At 67.4% G+C, this 13375-nt stretch carries 12 protein-coding genes; 10 read left to right on the top strand and 2 right to left on the bottom strand.

Translation table 11 applies throughout. From position 1 onward, the window contains the following. Positions 1–141: 141 nt before the first annotated feature. The 6 genes from ACWPN8_RS20425 to ACWPN8_RS20400 all read left to right on the top strand — a co-directional run bounded on the left by ACWPN8_RS20425 (position 142) and on the right by ACWPN8_RS20400 (position 7021). Positions 142–1425: an ABC transporter substrate-binding protein gene (locus ACWPN8_RS20425; protein WP_492242051.1), complete on the top strand. Its 1284-nt coding sequence runs from the start codon at positions 142–144 to the stop codon at positions 1423–1425. 63 nt (positions 1426–1488) lie between these two features. Continuing rightward, positions 1489–2034 (top strand): hypothetical protein, encoded by a 546-nt coding sequence (locus ACWPN8_RS20420; RefSeq protein ID WP_492242050.1) that lies wholly within the window; start codon positions 1489–1491, stop codon positions 2032–2034. Beyond that, a complete protein-coding gene (locus ACWPN8_RS20415; protein WP_492242104.1) occupies positions 1922–2521 on the top strand; it encodes a carbohydrate ABC transporter permease in 600 nt (199 codons plus the stop codon). Before ACWPN8_RS20420 ends, ACWPN8_RS20415 begins: the two co-directional genes overlap by 113 nt. Next, complete coding sequence (locus tag ACWPN8_RS20410) at positions 2518–3588, top strand: carbohydrate ABC transporter permease (protein ID WP_395456359.1); 1071 nt, start codon at positions 2518–2520, stop codon at positions 3586–3588. Before ACWPN8_RS20415 ends, ACWPN8_RS20410 begins: the two co-directional genes overlap by 4 nt. Positions 3589–3602: 14 nt before the next feature. Continuing rightward, on the top strand, positions 3603–4670 hold the full coding sequence (locus ACWPN8_RS20405) for an ABC transporter ATP-binding protein (RefSeq protein WP_492242049.1): 1068 nt from the start codon (positions 3603–3605) through the stop codon (positions 4668–4670). After that, positions 4667–7021: a glycoside hydrolase family 31 protein gene (locus tag ACWPN8_RS20400; RefSeq protein ID WP_492242048.1), complete on the top strand. Its 2355-nt coding sequence runs from the start codon at positions 4667–4669 to the stop codon at positions 7019–7021. Before ACWPN8_RS20405 ends, ACWPN8_RS20400 begins: the two co-directional genes overlap by 4 nt. A 31-nt stretch (positions 7022–7052) precedes the next feature. On the opposite strand, the gene ACWPN8_RS20395 is transcribed toward ACWPN8_RS20400, so the two are convergent. Further along, positions 7053–8048, bottom strand: a complete 996-nt coding sequence (locus ACWPN8_RS20395; protein ID WP_492242047.1) for an MBL fold metallo-hydrolase — start codon at positions 8046–8048, stop codon at positions 7053–7055. Positions 8049–8206: 158 nt separating this feature from the next. On the opposite strand from ACWPN8_RS20395, the gene ACWPN8_RS20390 reads away from it, so the two are divergent. From ACWPN8_RS20390 to ACWPN8_RS20375, 4 genes are all read left to right on the top strand, one after another. Beyond that, the gene (locus tag ACWPN8_RS20390) at positions 8207–9145 is read left to right on the top strand and encodes a LysR family transcriptional regulator (protein WP_492242046.1); all 939 of its coding nucleotides are present in this window, start codon (positions 8207–8209) and stop codon (positions 9143–9145) included. Positions 9146–9305: 160 nt separating this feature from the next. Beyond that, positions 9306–9638, top strand: a complete 333-nt coding sequence (locus ACWPN8_RS20385) for a hypothetical protein (RefSeq protein ID WP_109451535.1) — start codon at positions 9306–9308, stop codon at positions 9636–9638. Between the two features lie 236 nt (positions 9639–9874). Further along, positions 9875–10828: a GlxA family transcriptional regulator gene (locus ACWPN8_RS20380; protein WP_492242045.1), complete on the top strand. Its 954-nt coding sequence runs from the start codon at positions 9875–9877 to the stop codon at positions 10826–10828. A gap of 174 nt (positions 10829–11002) precedes the next feature. After that, on the top strand, positions 11003–11761 hold the full coding sequence (locus ACWPN8_RS20375; protein WP_109451539.1) for an SDR family oxidoreductase: 759 nt from the start codon (positions 11003–11005) through the stop codon (positions 11759–11761). Between the two features lie 191 nt (positions 11762–11952). On the opposite strand, the gene ACWPN8_RS20370 is transcribed toward ACWPN8_RS20375, so the two are convergent. Next, positions 11953–12981, bottom strand: coding sequence for an alpha/beta fold hydrolase (locus ACWPN8_RS20370; RefSeq protein ID WP_492242044.1), 1029 nt, complete (start codon positions 12979–12981; stop codon positions 11953–11955). Between the last annotated feature and the right edge of the window lie 394 nt (positions 12982–13375).

Genomic DNA, 13375 nt, shown 5'->3' with positions numbered 1-13375 from the left:
TAGGCAAACGTTTGCCATGTTCAAGGAAGAAGAGCGGAGCCGGGAAATTCCGGCCTGCGCCGATCTGCCGGCTTTGGCAGGAAACAGGTCCGGACAGGGACCGACCGAGGGTCCGCAAGCGACCCCATAGGAGGAAACGCAATGAAGAAGGCAGCATGGATGGCCGGCTGTGCGCTGGCGTTGTCGATCCTCGGGGCCGCTGGCGCCCAGGCCGAAACCACGCTCCGCATCATGTGGTACTCGGACGGCAACGAGGGCGAGGTCATGAACGACCTGCTCCGCCGGTTCGAGGAGAAGAACAAGGACGTCAAGGTCGTCCTCGACCAGGTGCCCTTCAAGGCGATCAACGAGACCCTGCCGGTGCAGCTGGCCTCCGGCCAGGGGCCGGATCTGGCCCGCATCACCGACATGGGCGGGCTGGCCCCCTATCTGCTGGACGTCCGCGCCCATGTGAAGGACGCCGCCTATTGGGAACAGAATTACGGGCCTTTCCTGCAATGGATGCGGGTTCCGGGCAACACCACCGCGATTCCCGGCTACATGACGCAGCTGACGGTGACCGGCCCCTTCGTCAACAAGACGCTGTTCGAGCAGGCGGGCGTCGCCATGCCGGGCGCCAACGCGACCTGGGAGGATTGGGCCAAGGCGGCGAAGGCGGTCGCTGACAAGGTGCAGGCGCCGTTCCCGGTCGCCTTCGACCGCTCCGGCCACCGCTTCTTTGGCCTTGCCGTCTCGCAAGGGGCGCAGATGGCCGAGACCGGCGGCGCGCTGAATCCGGTCGATGACGGGTTCAAGCGCGCCGCCAAGCTGGTCGTCGACTGGCACAAGTCCGGCGTGATGTCGAAGGAGCTGTGGGGGGCGGTGTCCGGCACCGCCTATCGCGGCGCCAACGAGGAATTCAAGAACGCGCAGGTCGTCTTCTACGAATCGGGATCCTGGCAGACCGCGCAGTTCGACAAGACCATCGGTGATGCCTTCGACTGGATCGCGGTGCCGACGCCCTGCGGCCCGGCCAACTGCTCCGGCATGCCCGGCGGCGCCGCGCTGGTGGCCCTGAAGACCAGCAGCCATCCGGCCGAGGTCGGGCGCCTGCTCGACTATCTTGCCAGCGAGGAGGTCGCCAGCGAGTTCTATGCGCGCACGCTGTTCGTGCCGGGCCATATCGGCCTCGCCAAGAAGGGCATCGCCTACAAGTCGGCCTCGCCGCAGGCAGCATCCGCGCTGAAGGTGTTCGGCGATGCGGTCGGCAAGCTCGATCCGGTCGCCTACCGCATCCAGGGCGACCCCAGCAGCCGCATCGTCTTCAACGCTGCCATCAGCCGCCTGGGCCAGGTGGTGGTCGGCGAAACGAGCCTCGACGACGCCTATCAGCGGATTTCCGCCGACGTCGCCCAGCAGATCGCCGAGCGCAAGAAGAAGCAGTAACTCCCGGCTTTCGCTCCCAACCCTGGGCCCTCAAACCTGGGCCCCAACCTTGGGCGGTGGAACATGACCGATACCATGAGATCGCACGGCGCCCCCGCGCGCGGTCCGTCCGCCGCCGCGGCTGCCGTCACCACGGGCAGCGCCAACGCCTTGATGCGGCTGACCGACCCGCCGATGCGGGCGGTCCAGCGCCTGATCGGTGCTGCGCGCATGCCCTATGTCTTCCTGCTGCCGAACCTTCTCTTCTTCGGGCTGTTCGTCTTCCTGCCCATCGGGATCAACATCGTCTTCTCGGTGACGGGCGGGACGGGGCTGTTCCCGTCGGAGCGGCCCTATGTCGGGGCGGAGCATTACGCCCGCCTGCTCGACTGCGGCTCCTATCTGGAGGCCGGGAGCTGCCGGGAGGATTCTGTTCTGGCGCGGTGTGGGGAACACACTGACCTTCACCGTCTTCCAGATGGTGGCGATGGTGCTGTTCTCGCTGGTCACAGCACTGGTGCTGAACCGCCCCATCCGCGGCCGCGGCTTCTTCCGGGCGGTCTATTTCTTCCCCGTCCTGCTGTCGCCGGTCGTCGTCGCCCTGATCTGGAAATGGATTTTGCAGCGTGACGGCCTGCTGAACGCCGTGCTGACCACGGCGGGCGGCGAGAAGATCCTGTTCTTCGTCGATCCCGGCTGGGCGATGTTCTGGGCGGTCTTCGTTTCGGTGTGGGCCCATATGGGCTTCTACACGCTGATCCTGCTGGCCGGCCTCCAGGCCATCCCGCGCGACGTCTACGAAGCGGCGGAGATGGACGGCACCCGCCCCTGGCGCGTCTTCCACCGCATCACGCTGCCGCTGCTGTGGCCCAACCTGCTGGTCGTGCTGGTGCTGGTGCTGATCCGCTCGGTGCAGGTGTTCGACGAGGTGTTCGTGCTGACCGGCGGCGGTCCCGGGACGGCGACGATGATGGTCGTCCAGTACATCTACACCACCGCCTTCGCCAATCAGGTGCAGAATTTCGGTCTGGCCGGTGCGGCGTCGGTGCTGCTGGGGGCCGTGCTGTTCGTCCTGACCCTGATCCAGCTTTTCCTGACCCGGCGGAGGGCATCATGACCGGAAAACTCCGCACCGGAAAACTTGGGCGCCTGCTCCTGGCGCGGCGTGGCGGCGCCTCCTGGCATTGGACCGATGTCGCCAGCTATGCCTATCTGGCGCTGGGCGTGCTGCTGATGTTCGGGCCGGTGCTCTGGCTGGCGCTGTCGTCCTTCAAGACGCCGGCGGCCCTGCTGGAATTCCCGCCGTCGCTGCTGCCGATGGCGCAGAGCGAAGTGTCGGTTCCGGGCTATCCGCAGCCGCTGCCGCTGTTCCAAGTGACGATGGAGGACGGTTCGGTCCGCGAGCTGGCCCAGGTCCGCCGCGTCGGCATCGTCGCCCAGATGGTCGATCCGGCAGCGCCCGGCCAGACCATCCGGGTTCCGGCCGACCGCCGGACGCCGGTGCGCCACATGGCGCTGGCGGTCGAGAACTACACCGACCCGCTGACCCAGTTCGACTTCCTGCGCTTCCTGCGCAACTCGCTGGTGGTGACGGTGGTGGCGACCATCATCACGCTGATCATCAACTCGATGGCCGCCTACGCGCTGTCCGTCTACGAGTTCCGCGGCAAGTCGGTGGCGATGCTGGGGGTGATCGGCACGCTGATGATCCCCATCACCATCATCCTGGCGCCGGTCTATCTGGTGGTCACCAAGCTGGGCTTCGTCGACTCGCTGTGGGCGGTGATCCTGCCGGGTGCCGCCACCCCGACCGGCGTCTTCCTGCTGCGCCAGTACATGCTGACCATCCCGCGCGACCTGATCGAGGCGGCGCGGATGGACAAGGCGTCGGAATGGCGCATCTACGCCCGCATCGTCATGCCGCTGTCGATGCCGGCGCTGGCGGTTCTGGCGATCTTCTCGGTCATGTGGCGCTGGAACGAGTTCCTGTGGCCGCTGGCCGTCCTGACCAAGACCGAAGTCCACACGCTGCCCATCGCTCTCAACGCCTTCCAGGGCGAGTTGCAGACGCAATGGCATTATCTGCTCGCCATGACCGTGGTGACCCTGCTGCCGGTGGCGCTCGTCTTCGCCTTCCTGCAGCGCTTCATCACCAGCGGCATCGCGAATACCGGCATGAAATGAGGGGGATGAAATAAATGGCCGGATTGGAGCTTCGCGGCATCCGCAAGGACTATGGCAGCACCGCCGTCCTGAAGGGCATCGACCTCAGCATCGCCGACGGCGAGTTCGTGGTCTTCGTCGGCCCGTCGGGCTGCGGGAAATCGACGCTGCTGCGCGTCATCGCCGGGCTGGAGACGGTCACGGCGGGCGACATCCGCATCGACGGGGCGGAGGTGACGCGGACCGCCGCGTCGGACCGCGGGCTGGCGATGGTGTTCCAGTCCTACGCGCTCTATCCGCACATGACCGTCCACCAGAACATGAGCTTCGCGCTGGAGAATATGGGGATCGCCAAGGCGGAGATATCGTCGCGGGTGGACCGCGCCGCCCGTATGCTGCGGCTGACCGACTATCTCCAGCGCAGGCCAGCCGCCTTGTCGGGCGGCCAGCGCCAGCGCGTCGCCATCGGCCGCGCCATCGTGCGCGATCCCAAGATCTTCCTGTTCGACGAACCGCTGTCCAATCTCGACGCCGAACTGCGGGTGGCGACGCGCAAGGAGCTGGCCGCGCTCCATGCCGAGATCGGCGGGACGATGATCTACGTCACCCACGATCAGGTCGAGGCGATGACGCTGGCCGACCGCATCGTCGTGCTGAACGGCGGGCGGATCGAGCAGATCGGCACGCCGCTGGAGCTTTACAACCGCCCGGCCAACCTGTTCGTCGCCGGCTTCATCGGCTCGCCGCGGATGAACCTGCTGCCGACGGAACTGGTGCGGGACGAGGCGGCCGGCGGTGAGACGGGCCGGGCGACCACGTTGGGCATCCGGCCCGAACATGTCGAGCCCTGCGGTGAGGCCGACGCCGACCTGACCGTCCGCGTCGATCTCGTCGAGCAGTTGGGCGGCGAAACCTTTCTCTACACGTCCGCCAACACGGGCGGCCCCAACGGTTTGCCGCTCACCATCCGTTGCGACGGCCAGAGCCGCCTTGCCCGCGGCGACCTGCTGCCGGTGCGGCTGCGCCGCGACCATCTCCACCGCTTCGACGCCGCGGGCCTCGCCTGCCGTCCCGAACCCCTTCTCGCCCGGAGCCATTCATGAAGGCCCTGACCCGAGCCCGTTTCAGTGGGCGCGACGGCATCTATGCCGTGTTCGAACTCGACCATGGCGTCGATCTGCGCATCGGTTTCGTCGAGGACGATGTCGGCCGCATCCTGATGCGGCGCGACGGGGGCTACCGCCTCGACCGCGGCTGGTCGGTGGCGCCCGGCGGCGGCGATCCGTCCTATGAGGGCCGTGACCGCGACGATCTGAGCGGCTTCGCCTGTCCGGCAGCCGATGTCGAGGAGGGCGAGGGCACGGTCACGCTGCGGGGGGCAAAGCTCCGCGCCGTCGTGACGCTGGAGCCCTTCGGCGTCGCCTGGTACCGGGCGGGGGAGGAGGTGCCCTTCCTGCAGGACCGCCGCACCCAGGCCTATTTCGTCTCGCGCAAGACCCACGCCTTCTCGCATTTCGTCGAGCGCGGCGGGGACGAGCGGCATTACGGGCTGGGCGACAAGGCCGGTCCGCTGGACCGCACCGGCCGCCGTTTCCGCGTCGATGCGGTCGATCCCTGCGGCTTCGACGCCGAGCTGAGCGACCCGCTCTACAAGATGATTCCGTTCCTGCTGGTCGCCGGGCCGGCGGGGGCGCACGGGGTCTATTACGACAATCTCGCCACCGCCGAGATCGACGTCGGCGCCACCATCGACAATTACCACGGGCTGTTCCGCTCCTACCGCGCCGACGACGGCGACCTCGACGCCTATGTCTTCGTCGGTCCCGGCGTTCCGGATGTGGTGCGCGCCTTCTCGCGCCTGACCGGCGGCCATGCCTTCGGGCCGAAATGGACGTTGGGCTTCGCCACCACCTCGATGGCGATCGCCGACGCCGCCGATGCCGATGCCCGCATCGCCAACTTCGTCGACCGCTGCGCCGAGCATGCGATCCCCTGCGACAGTTTCCATTTCGGCTCCGGCTACACCATGATCGGCGGCCGGCGCTATGCCTTCCACTGGAACCACGACAAGTTCCCCGATCCGGCGGCGACGCTGGCCAAGCTGAACGCCGCCGGGCTGCATCCGGTCGCCAACCTGAAGCCTTGCCTGCTCGACGACCATCCACGCCTGTCGGAGGTGACCGGGGTCGGCGGGCTGGTGACGGACGGCGAGACCGGCAAGCCGGCGGTGGCACAGTTCTGGGACGGGCTCGGCTACCATCTCGACTTCACCAACGCGAAGGCGCGCGACTGGTGGCGCAACGGGATCGAGACGGCGCTGCTGACCCCCGGCATGGTGTCGGTCTGGAACGACAACAACGAGTATGAGATCTGGGACGAGGACGCCATGGCGGCCGGCGATGGCCGTCCCTTCCCGCAGACGCTGGCGCGCCCCGCCCAGGCGCTGCTGATGACCAAGCTGGCCTACGACACGCAGGCGGCCTGGGCGCCGGACAAGCGGCCCTACACCATCACCCGCGGCGGCCCGGCCGGCCTGTGGCGCTACGGCCAGACCTGGTCGGGCGACAACGCCACCGCCTGGAAGACGCTGCGCTTCAACCTGACGCAGGGGCTCAACATGAGCCTGTCCGGCATGTTCGACATCGGGCATGACGTCGGCGGCTTCCACGGGCCGAGCCCCGGGCCGGAGCTGCTTTGCCGCTTCGTCGAGTTCTGTTCCTTCTGGCCGCGCTTCGTGATGAACAGCTGGAACAGCGACGGCATCACCACGCTGCCCTGGATGCATCCGGAAGTCATCGACCCGATCCGCGAGGCGATCCGCCTGCGCTACCGCCTGATGCCCTATCTCTACACCCGAATGTGGCGGGCGGCGGAAGCGGACGAGCCGGTGGTGCGTCCGCTGTTCTACGATTTCCCTGACGATCCCGGTGCCGCTGCGACCGAGGACGCCTTCATGCTCGGCCCCGACCTGCTGGTGGCGCCGGTGCTGGAGCCGGGGGCGGACAGCCGGTCGGTCCGGCTGCCGGATAACCCCGGCGGCTGGTACCTGTTCCATGACGGCACGCACCATCCGGGCGGAGCGGTCGCGACGGTGGCGGCGCCGCTCGGCCGGGTGCCGCTGTTCGTGCGGTCCGGCGCCCTGCTGACGCTGGCTGCCGCCGGACTGCGCGTCGATCCGGCGACCGACACCGAGCGCGAACTGGTCGCTTACGGCGATGTGGAGGGCGCCACGGTCCTGCTCTATGACGACAACGGCGACACCACCGGCTGGCGCGACGGTGCCGGGCTGGTGACCCGCCTCACCGCGGTGCGGGCGGGGGATGCCGTGGCGGTCTCCGCCAAGGCGACCGGCGGTTACCAGCCGGCATGGCGCAGCCTGCGCCTGCGCAGCGTGGGCGGGCCGCAGCTGCGGCCCGGCACGGTCGAGGGGGCCGCGCTGACGCTGGAGGCCTGAGCCACCGCTTCGCCGGGGCGGGGCCGATGTCTTACTGCCGGTTGCGGTATTCCACCGGCACCCAGCGGTAGCCGTCACCGTCGCGCCGCAGGCGGCCGAGGCCCGGGAAGCTGAGATGGGCGGCGGCGGTCAACTGACCGCTGTCGGCCTCCTCGGCGAAGCGGTCCCGGCGCTGGGCGCGGGCGGCATCCTGGTCGATGTCGAAGGCGACGGTGGCCTCCGGGTGCCGGAACTGCACCGGCCCGACATGGATGATGTCGCCCCAGAACTCGATGGTCTCGCCCCGGCTCGTCACCCGGTAAAAGGCATGTCCGGGAGTGTGGCCGGGGGTGGGGATCGCCGTGACACCCGCCAGGATTTCCGACCTTTCGCTGAAGGGCTTCACCTTGCCGGCCTTGAGATAGGGGCCGACGGTGGCGACGGCCTCGTCATGGAGGCGGGGCTGCAATCCGTTGGCGATGTTGTCGCGGTTGAGGAAGAAATCGAGGTCGGGCTGGCCGACATGGACGGTGGCGTTGGTGAACACCATCTGCCCGTCCAGCGCCAGCCCGCCGGAATGATCGGTGTGGATGTGGGTGAGGAGGATGTCGGTCACCTGATCGGGCCGGTAGCCGGCGGCGGCGAGGCTGAGCGGAAGCTTGCCGCCATAGGGGCCGAACAGCTGGCCGGCGCCGGTATCGACCAGCAGCACGCGTGACCCGGTGTCGATCAGGAAGGCGTTGATGGAGGTTTCCAGCGGGTCGCGCTCGAACCGCTCGGCCAGCAGCGCGTCGATCCGGTCCGGTGGCAGTCCCTTCACCAGCGGCTTGATGCCGAGCGGCAGTGTGCCGTCGCTGAGTGCGGTGATGCGGAGGTCGCCGACGGTGAAGCGGTAGAGCCCGGCTTCCGACGGTTGGGCTGCCGGTTGGGGAATGGCCTGGGCGGTAGCGTGGCCGGCGGGCTGGCCGGGGGATTTGTCGGCGGTATGGCCCGTCGGGATGGCCGCGAACAGCAGGCCGGCGGCCAGCAGGAGCGTGTGCGGTTTCATTCTGCCTGTCCTTGGAACGGTTCGGGTATCGGGTGCCGCGGCGGTGGAGGTTTTCCGCCGCGGTGCATGCCCACCAGTTAGCACTGGGCGACGGGCTTGATTACCCGGCAAGCTCGGGCAACATTGTCCCGGAAACCGATCCAATCGCCGGGTTGCGGATGCAGGACCTGAACGACACCATCGCCTTCGTCAAGGTCGTGGAGGAGGGCAGCTTCACCAAGGCCGCCCGGCGGCTGCGGCTGCCCAAGACGACGCTGAGCCGCAAGGTGCGCGATCTCGAACAGCGGCTCGGCATCCAGCTTCTGCACCGGACCACCCGCCGCATCGGGCTTACGGAGGCGGGGACGGTGTATTTCGACCGCTGCCGCCGGATCGCCGAAGAGCTGGAGCAGGCGGAAAGCGCCGTTGCCCAGCTTCGCGACGCGCCGCGCGGCTGGCTGCGGATCACCACCCCGCCATCCTTCGGAATGAAAGTCATCGCACCGCTGCTGCCCGGCTTCCGCAGCCGCTATCCCGATGTCCGCATCGATCTGGTGCTGAGCCACGAGAACCTTGATCTGGTAGCGCGGGACATCGATCTGGCGATCCGCATGGGAACGTTGCAGGACTCCAGCATGGCGGCGCGCAAGCTGGGCGTCCTGCACCGCCATGTCTATGCCGCACCGTCCTATTGTGCCGCCCATGGGCTGCCGGGCCATCCCGACGAGTTGATCCGCCATTCGACGCTGGCGAACATGACCGCCCGCCGTCCGTCGGGCTTCGGCTGGCGGCTGTTCCGCACCGACGGGGGCCAGCCGGGGGAGGTGGATGCGGTCATCGACCCGGTGATGTCGGCCGACGATCCGGAGATGCTGGTCCCGACGCTGCTGGCCGGCGGCGGGCTGGTGCTCGCCACCGACTTCGCCATGCGATCCTACCGGGCGGTCGGCCAGGTGCAGCGGGTGCTCGACGGCTGGAAAGGGTCGGATGTCGATCTGCATGCGGTTTTCCCCGGCGGGCGTATCCAGCCGCCGAAGGTGCGGTCCTTCCTGGATTTCCTGGCGGAACGCATCGATCTCGGGAACGGTGCCGACCATTGGAGTGCGGCGGAGGGCTGAACGACCTGTGTCGTCGTTCCAGTATTCGCAACAGTCTTCTTTGATGTGCTCTATTTATCGCGACCGGAGGAACGGTTAGCGTCCCTGCATTGACCGGCACGGCATTACGTTCGCGTCCGGCCTGATCCCAATCTCTCCCCCGGATCAAAGGACGCGGGTCATGAACCGATCCATCTCCCTCTGCGCCGCCTCCGGCGATACCCTGTCGACCTTGGCCTGCAAGCTGCAAAGCGCCGGCTGCTCCGTCGTCCGCGGCGTGCTGGACCTGCTGATGCTGCCTTCGGGCTACCAACGCCTTCTCGGCTGGCTGGCCAGCCATCTGCTGTCGATTGTCGGACAGTTCGGCAACACGGCGCTGGACCTGATCCCGGCTCATCCGACCGCCTCTACCGCCTTTCTGGCCGTCATCGTGTGTGCGGCGCTGGCGCCCCTCCTGCCGACCGCCGCGAATTCGGCCATTTGGATGCCGGCCCGCATGGCGGGAATGCGGTGATGGACCGCCGGGGGGCCGCGGGGGGACTGCCGGCCCGTCACTGACGGGGACGACGTCCGGTCAGCGGTTCTCCGGTGCGGATCGGGGGCTCAGGGCGGGTGTCCGGCCAAAACGATGTCCGGAATCGTTGGATCTTTGACATTCCAGACAAGCCGGCCGCCGCATAGTCTGGTTCCAGCCACCGGCCATCGGGCCTGACGGCTGCGGACGGGATAAAGGTCGAGCCGGAGAAGAAGATGCTCACCATCGGGTTCGTGGTGTTCGACGATTTCCAGGTGATGGGGATGGCCGCGCTGTCGGCCTTCGAGATGGCGAATCTCGTGCTCGGCCGTCCTGCCTACCGGGTCCATGTCCTGTCGGAGCAGGGTGGACCGGTGCGCAACTCGCTGGGCTTCGCCATCGACACCGCCCCGTTCGGCGAGGATTTCTTCGACACGACCGTCACCATCGGATCGCTGCGGGTCAAGCCGAGCACGCCGGGGCTGCTGACCTATCTGCGCGATGCCGCCGCCGCGTCGCGCCGGGTCGCCGGCATCTGCACCGGCGCCTATGTGCTGGCGGAGGCCGGGCTACTCGACGGCCGCCGCGCCACCACCCATTGGAACCACGCCCGCAATCTCCAGCGGCTCTACCCGGCGGTGAAGGTGGAGGAGGACCGCATCTTCAGCGTCGACGGCAATGTCTGGACCTCCGCCGGGATGACCGCGGGCATCGACCTCGCCATGGCGCTGGTCGAGGACGATTTCGGGGCGGAGGTCGCCAAGGCGGTGGCGCGCAAGCTGGTGGTCTATCTGCGCCGGCCCGGCGGCCAGTCGCAATTCTCCGCCCTGCTGGAGCTGGAGCCGCGCTCCGACCGTGTCCGGCGGGCGCTGGTCCATGCCAAGGAAAATCTGAGGAACGAGCTGTCGGTGGAAGAGTTGGCGGAAACGGCCAATCTCAGCCCGCGCCAGTTCAGCCGGCTGTTCCGCCAGGAAACCGGCCAGACCCCGGCCAAGGCGGTCGAGCATCTGCGGCTGGAGGCGGCACGTGTGATGATGGAGGAAGGGCGCCATCCGATGGATGTCATCGCCCGCGAGACCGGCTTCGCCGACCGCGAGCGCATGCGCCGCGCCTTCCTGCGCGCCTACGGCCAGCCGCCGCAAATGGTCCGCCGCGCCGTCGAAACCGGCCGCGCTTCGGCACCGGATTAGTCAGCGGCCGCGATCTGCCCCTCTGTCGGGGCCATTAACACCTGGATACGGCTCCATCGGCACGGCGGGTGCGGTGGATTTCCACATCGTCCGGCACCGAGATTCCCCGGGGAATGCTTCCATTCCCCGAACGCCTTCACTTGCCCACTTTCAAACAAGGACGGACATCAGGCCATGCAGCTCACCGGAAACACCATCTTCATCACGGGCTCGACCTCCGGCATCGGCCGCGGTCTGGCCGAGGCGTTCCACAAGCTGGGCAACCAGGTCATCATCGCCGGCCGGCGCAAGGCCCTGCTGGACGAGGTGACCGCCGCCAACCCCGGCATGACGGGCATCGAGCTGGACATCGCCGACCCGGTCAGCATCCAGGCCGCGGCCGAGCGGTTGGTTGCCGAGAATCCGACGCTGAACGTCCTGATCAACAATGCCGGCATCATGCCGTTCGACGACGCTTCCGGTCCCATCGACGATGCGCAGGCTCAGTCGATCATCGCCACCAACCTGCTTGGCCCCATCCGCATGACCTCGGCGCTGATCGAGCATCTGAAGGCGCAGCCGCGCTCGACGATCGTCAACAACACCTCGGTGCTCGCCTACACGCCGCTGGCCACCACCGCGGTCTATTCCGCCACCAAGGCGGCGCTGCACAGCTACACGCTGTCCCAGCGCTTCATGCTGCGCGACACCAGCGTCACCGTGCAGGAGATCGCGCCGCCCTGGGTCAACACCGACCTGATCAAGAAGGGCGACGATCCGCGCGCCATGCCGCTGGACGCCTTCATCGAACAGACGATGGCGGCACTGGGCACCGACGCCGAGGAGGCCATCGTCGAGAGCGCCCGGCCGATGCGCGACAATGCCGGCCCGAACGAGCATGCGCTGGTCATGGGATTCAACAGCTACATCGCCGAGAATCCCATTCCGGTTTGATTGGCCCTGTCCGGTCGGACACGAAGCAGACCAGGCCGCCGGGCTTTCGTCCGGCGGCCTGGTCCGTTGGGGTGATCGTTGCGGATACGAGGCGATGCAGGTATCGGTGGTGAACTGCGCAATTCCTACCTGCCCAAGGGTTGCCCCCGCAGTGCCGTCCCGGTCCCGGTCCTGCGGGGGCGGGGGCTGGATCAGGTTTTGAAGAAGGCCAGCAGGTCGGCGTTGATCGTTTCGGCATGGGTGGTCGCCATGCCGTGCGGGAAGCCCTTGTAGACCTTCAGGGTGCCCTTCGGCAGCAGCTTGGACGACAGCAGCGCGGAATTGGCGATCGGCACGATCTGGTCGTCGTCGCCGTGCATCACCAGGACCGGAATGTCGATCTTCTTCAGATCCTCGGTGAAGTCGGTCTCGGAGAAGGCCTTGATGCAGTCGTAATGGGCCTTGGTCCCGCCCATCATGCCCTGCCGCCACCAGTTGTCGATAACGCCCTGCGAGACCTTGGCACCGTCGCGGTTGAAGCCGTAGAAGGGGCCGGAGGGGATGTCGCGGAAGAACTGGGCACGGTTGGCGGCGAGCGCCGCGCGGAAGCCGTCGAACACCTCCAGCGGCAGGCCGCCGGGATTGGCCTCCGTCTTGACCATGATCGGCGGAACGGCGCCCAGCAGCGCCGCCTTGCCGGCCCGCGAGGTGCCGTGGCGGCCCAGATAACGCGCAACCTCGCCGCCGCCGGTCGAATGGCCGACATGGAAGACGTTCTTCAGCCCCAGCCCGGCAACGACGGCCAGCACGTCGTCGGCATAAGTGTTCATCTCGTTGCCGGTCGCCGTCTGGGTCGAGCGGCCATGGCCGCGCCGGTCATGGGCGACGACGCGGTAGCCGTGGTTCAGGAAGAACAGCATCTGGGCGTCCCAGTCGTCGGCGCTGAGCGGCCAGCCATGGTGGAACATGACGGTCTGGCCGTCGCGCGGTCCCCAATCCTTGTAGTAGATCGACGCGCCGTCCTTGGCGGTGACGAACCCGTCCTCGGTCTTGCCGCTGGTCATCGTCCGTTTCCCTTCGCTCTTGTGGCCCGCAGCCTCTCCGGCATGGCGACGTTCGGCCGCGGTGGCATCGGCGGCCCCGATCACGGTTGCGCCGGCGACCGCAGCACCGGCGGCAGCCGCGCCGACGATCAGGCTGCGGCGGGTGGCCCCCGGCGCCAGGACTTCTTCGGATGGCATCGTGATGCTCCCTGTCAATGCGTTGGCTGTCAATGCGTTGGTGGTCGGCCGGCCTGGATCCGGTCGCTTGGCGCCGCGGAACGCCGATGCCTGCATTGAGCACCGGAATGAACCGTCTTTCAAAGCTATCCCTAGGTATTAAAGAACCATCCCGAGAAATATCCGCAAATGAACAGGGGTTGAGCGGGGGCGTTCATGTCTTCATTTGCGGAAATGGTGCAAATTGGGATGTGCCCCCCTCTGTCCGATAGTCCGAATGTGCGGACTCACTTGGCTCGTGAAGTCTAATTGACTGAATTCTCATGAAGGCCTCCGCGCTCTTTGGGACGAAGGAGGACGCCCGCAGCGCGGTCGGAAATCGGTCGCTTGACAGATTTAAATAGGAGTCCTAAGT

Source organism: Azospirillum sp. UENF 112521 (assembly GCF_058780665.1).
This window is presented reverse-complemented; position numbering and strand designations above follow the sequence as displayed.

Excerpts from the sequence above, each read along its gene's own strand:
- ACWPN8_RS20425 (WP_492242051.1), top strand. The coding sequence starts at position 142 with ATGAAGAAGGCAGCATGGATGGCCGGCTGTGCGCTGGCGTTGTCGATC.
- ACWPN8_RS20420 (WP_492242050.1), top strand. The coding sequence starts at position 1,489 with ATGACCGATACCATGAGATCGCACGGCGCCCCCGCGCGCGGTCCGTCC.
- ACWPN8_RS20410 (WP_395456359.1), top strand. The coding sequence starts at position 2,518 with ATGACCGGAAAACTCCGCACCGGAAAACTTGGGCGCCTGCTCCTGGCG.
- ACWPN8_RS20405 (WP_492242049.1), top strand. The coding sequence starts at position 3,603 with ATGGCCGGATTGGAGCTTCGCGGCATCCGCAAGGACTATGGCAGCACC.
- ACWPN8_RS20400 (WP_492242048.1), top strand. The coding sequence starts at position 4,667 with ATGAAGGCCCTGACCCGAGCCCGTTTCAGTGGGCGCGACGGCATCTAT.
- ACWPN8_RS20395 (WP_492242047.1), bottom strand. The coding sequence starts at position 8,048 with ATGAAACCGCACACGCTCCTGCTGGCCGCCGGCCTGCTGTTCGCGGCC.
- ACWPN8_RS20390 (WP_492242046.1), top strand. The coding sequence starts at position 8,207 with ATGCAGGACCTGAACGACACCATCGCCTTCGTCAAGGTCGTGGAGGAG.
- ACWPN8_RS20385 (WP_109451535.1), top strand. The coding sequence starts at position 9,306 with ATGAACCGATCCATCTCCCTCTGCGCCGCCTCCGGCGATACCCTGTCG.
- ACWPN8_RS20380 (WP_492242045.1), top strand. The coding sequence starts at position 9,875 with ATGCTCACCATCGGGTTCGTGGTGTTCGACGATTTCCAGGTGATGGGG.
- ACWPN8_RS20375 (WP_109451539.1), top strand. The coding sequence starts at position 11,003 with ATGCAGCTCACCGGAAACACCATCTTCATCACGGGCTCGACCTCCGGC.
- ACWPN8_RS20370 (WP_492242044.1), bottom strand. The coding sequence starts at position 12,981 with ATGCCATCCGAAGAAGTCCTGGCGCCGGGGGCCACCCGCCGCAGCCTG.